The sequence below is a fragment of the Sphingobium sp. ba1 genome, from assembly GCF_000743655.1.
GTDB lineage: Bacteria > Pseudomonadota > Alphaproteobacteria > Sphingomonadales > Sphingomonadaceae > Sphingobium.
This window is the reverse complement of record NZ_JPPQ01000033.1, coordinates 1-3,241: the sequence shown is the minus strand read 5'-3', so window position 1 is coordinate 3,241 and position 3,241 is coordinate 1. Positions and strand designations below refer to the sequence as shown.

The 3,241-nt window shown below is 61.4% G+C and carries 3 protein-coding genes and 1 pseudogene; 2 read left to right on the top strand and 2 right to left on the bottom strand.

Annotated features, from left to right (window positions below):
* Positions 1-194 precede the first annotated feature (194 nt).
* Complete coding sequence (locus IL54_RS02320) at positions 195-1,184, bottom strand: zinc-dependent alcohol dehydrogenase family protein (protein WP_037472814.1); 990 nt, start codon at positions 1,182-1,184, stop codon at positions 195-197.
* Positions 1,185-1,280: 96 nt separating this feature from the next.
* Between IL54_RS02320 and IL54_RS02315 the strand changes: the two genes are divergently transcribed.
* Positions 1,281-1,901: a TetR/AcrR family transcriptional regulator gene (locus IL54_RS02315; RefSeq protein WP_037472812.1), complete on the top strand. Its 621-nt coding sequence runs from the start codon at positions 1,281-1,283 to the stop codon at positions 1,899-1,901.
* Positions 1,902-2,052: 151 nt separating this feature from the next.
* On the opposite strand, the pseudogene IL54_RS22595 reads toward IL54_RS02315, so the two are convergent.
* Positions 2,053-2,292, bottom strand: a pseudogene (locus IL54_RS22595) (DDE-type integrase/transposase/recombinase); the annotation flags it as partial.
* A 93-nt stretch (positions 2,293-2,385) separates the two neighbouring features.
* On the opposite strand from IL54_RS22595, the gene IL54_RS02305 reads away from it, so the two are divergent.
* Positions 2,386-3,231, top strand: a complete 846-nt coding sequence (locus IL54_RS02305; RefSeq protein ID WP_037472807.1) for an IS5 family transposase — start codon at positions 2,386-2,388, stop codon at positions 3,229-3,231.
* The last annotated feature ends 10 nt before the right edge of the window (positions 3,232-3,241 follow it).

Genomic DNA, 3,241 nt, shown 5'->3' with positions numbered 1-3,241 from the left:
CGATCTCGACGATTTCGAGTGGCTTGCCCGCCTCGAAGGCTACAGCGGCGCGAGATTTCATGTTGGGATACCCTCGTTGAGTTAAACTGATTGCTGGTGCGAGGCCGTTGCGTCAGCGCAAATTCATGGGCGCCGACGGTCCGATCCTCTGTCGGAGAAGGGGGGAGCAATCGCTCACTCCCCCGGTGTGCGGGTCAGACCGTAACGACGACCTTGCCGATCTGGTCGTTCGATTCGAGGAAGCGGTGCGCGTCCTGGATGGCGTCGAGTGTGAAAGTGCGCGCGATCCGCGGCTTCAGCGCGCCCGATTCAAGTCCCGCCACGATGAACGCCTTGGCGCGATCGAGGGCGGCATCGTCCGAGACGATCTCGCTGTAGAGATACCCCTTGAGCGTTAGGCTCTTGCCCAGCACGGAGAACAAAGGGAACGGCGTCGGTTCACCGCTGAGCGCGCCATATTCGAGCAGGATGCCGCCGCGTGCCATGCTCGCGGTCAACGGCTCGAACGACGGGCCTCCGACCGGGTCGAGCACCACGCGCGCACCTGCACCATCGGTTATCTCCATCACCCTCGCTACCAGATCCTCTTGCTCGGTCGCCACGACATGATGTGCACCGGCATCAAGCAGGGCCTGGCGCTTGGCGCCGGTACGCGTCGTCGCGATTACCGTCGCGCCGACCACCCGCGCAATCTGGAAGGCAGCAAGGCCGACGCTGCTGGAAGCAGCGGTGACGATGACGAAATCGCCCTTGCCGAGCTTCGCCTGCTCAACCAGCGCACCCCAGGCGGTGACATACTGCATCCACACGGCCGCCGCTTCCTCGAACGACAGCGCCGCTGGATGCTTGACGACGAGGCGGGCGGGCACGTTGGCGACCTCGCCATAGGTGCCCCAGCGCGCGATATCGAGCGGGGGGATGACGCTGACGGCTTCGCCTTCCGCAAACCCGGTCACGTCCGCGCCCACCGTAAGGACGGTGCCGGCGGCCTCGTAGCCGAGGCGGCTCGGGAACTCCGCTTCCTGAAGGTAGGCATGCTTGCGGAACATCACCTCGGCACGGTTTATGCCAATCGCCTTCACCGCGATCTGCACTTCGTCGACCGCGGGCGCGGGCACTGCCACATCTTCGATCCTGAGGACGCTGGCGTCGCCATATTCGTGGATGCGGACAATGCGGCTCATGGGACACTCCTTGATTATTTAATGATCGTTCTGTATCCGTGTGCGCCCCCAGTTTCAAGATATTATTTATCGATCATTCCATATCGGACACCAGTGATGACAGAGACGAAAGTCCGCCGCGGCGCAGGTCGCCCTCGCGCGTTCGACACCGACGCTGCGCTCGACAAGGCGGTACGGCTGTTCTGGCAACGCGGCTACGAGGCGACGTCTATGGCCGATCTGGTGGCGGAGACTGGCGTCGCCGCCGCCAGTCTCTATGCGGCGTTTGACAACAAGGCGGGGCTGTTCGCGGCGGTGATCGAGCGCTACGCCGCGACGTTCAGCGTGCACCTCTATGCACCCATCAACGATCCGGCGTTGTCCACCTTCGAGGCCGTCAAAGGCCTGCTGGAACGAGCGGCGTCATCATTCTCGGAACCTGGAACGCCGGCCGGCTGCTTCATGTATTCGGCAGCGGCAGCCGTTTCGCCGGCGTCCGCCGCCATCGAATGCCTGCTGCGCGACAAGCGTATCGCGGCGGAGGCCCTCCTGATCGAGCGTCTGCATCGCGGCTCCGCGCAGGGCGAGCTTGCGCCCAATGCCGATCCGGCCGTGCTGGGCAAATTCTTCAATACGGTCATGGAAGGCATGTCCGTTCAGGCGCGCGACGGCGCTACGATTAACGAACTGCTCTCCATCACCAAAATGGCACTCGATCGATGGCCGGCTGCGGTGTGATCGTCCAGGCGAGATCGTCCTTGATGTTCTAGCAACAAGCCTCTGTCGACTAACAACCAAGCCCACTGCGAGCCCAGTCCGTATGTCCGGATTGACCTGATCGCGCCAGCTCCCGCTCAAAGAAAATGCCCGCGCCCGGTTGAAAGGACTTTTCTACAACATCCGTGTAGGTCGGCTTTCCCGGCCTGCTGAAGTCCGGCGTGACGCGGTTGATGTAGGCCCAGTGGTCGAGCGCCCGCGAAATAAATTCCGGACCATTATCCACCCTGATCTTGGCAGGCGGACTGCCGCGCTCGAACAGCAGGCGGTCCATGACATCGACCACCTGTTCACCCTTGATCCCCTGATCGACGTGGATCGCCAGGCACTCGCGGGTATAGGCATCGACAACATCTCCAGCTTAAGAGGCTGACCGAAAAAGAAGTTGGGTGATATCAGCGAGATGTGATTCAGTCGGAGTTGCGAAACGACGACGGAGTGACACATGTGGACCGACACCACCCGGCGGCAGTATGCCAGAGCCGAACTGCTTTTGCCAAGTGATCTGACTGACGCGGAATGGGCGATTTTGGAACCGCTGCTCCCACCGCGTTCGAAGCTCGGTCGTCCGCCAGTTTGGGATTACCGGCAGATTGTCGAGGCGATCCTTTATCTGCTTCGGGGCGGACTGCCGTGGCGGATGCTGCCGCCAGGGCTATTTCCGCCCATGACCACTGTACAGCATTATTTCTACCGATGGAGCGCAATGGGTGTGTGGAAATCGATCAACCACGCCCTGCTGCTAATGGCACGTGAAGCGATGGGTCGGGAAGCTTCTCCCAGCGCGGGTGTCATCGATAGCCAAAGTGTGAAAACGACAGAAAGTGGCGGCCCACGGGGCTTTGACGCGGGCAAGAAGATCAAGGGTCGCAAACGGCACATCGTCACAGACACGCAGGGCCTGCTGGTCGGTGCCATCGTTCACACCGCCGATATCCAGGATCGCGACGGTGCGCGTGACGTCCTTGCCAGCATCCGCCAAACCTTCCCGTGGTTGCGTCACGTCTTCGCCGATGGGGGATATGCCGGGGACAAACTGCGCACCGCGCTCACCAAAATCGGCACATGGACCTTGGACATAATTAAGCGCTCCGACGCCGCCAAGGGCTTCAAGCTTCTGCCACGCCGCTGGGTAGTCGAGCGGACAATCGCATGGCTGAACCGCAACCGCCGCCTCGCCAAGGACTTCGAGCGAACCATCGAAAGCGCCACCACCTGGCTTTTCATCGCATCCGTCAACCAAATCACCCGCAGAATCGCACGCGACTGTAATCAAAACGCTTCTTTATGAGTCAGCCTCT

What these genes read in the sequence shown, in the direction of transcription:
- IL54_RS02320 (WP_037472814.1), bottom strand. Translation starts at nt 1,184, where the DNA reads ATGAGCCGCATTGTCCGCATCCACGAATATGGCGACGCCAGCGTCCTC.
- IL54_RS02315 (WP_037472812.1), top strand. Translation starts at nt 1,281, where the DNA reads ATGACAGAGACGAAAGTCCGCCGCGGCGCAGGTCGCCCTCGCGCGTTC.
- IL54_RS02305 (WP_037472807.1), top strand. Translation starts at nt 2,386, where the DNA reads ATGTGGACCGACACCACCCGGCGGCAGTATGCCAGAGCCGAACTGCTT.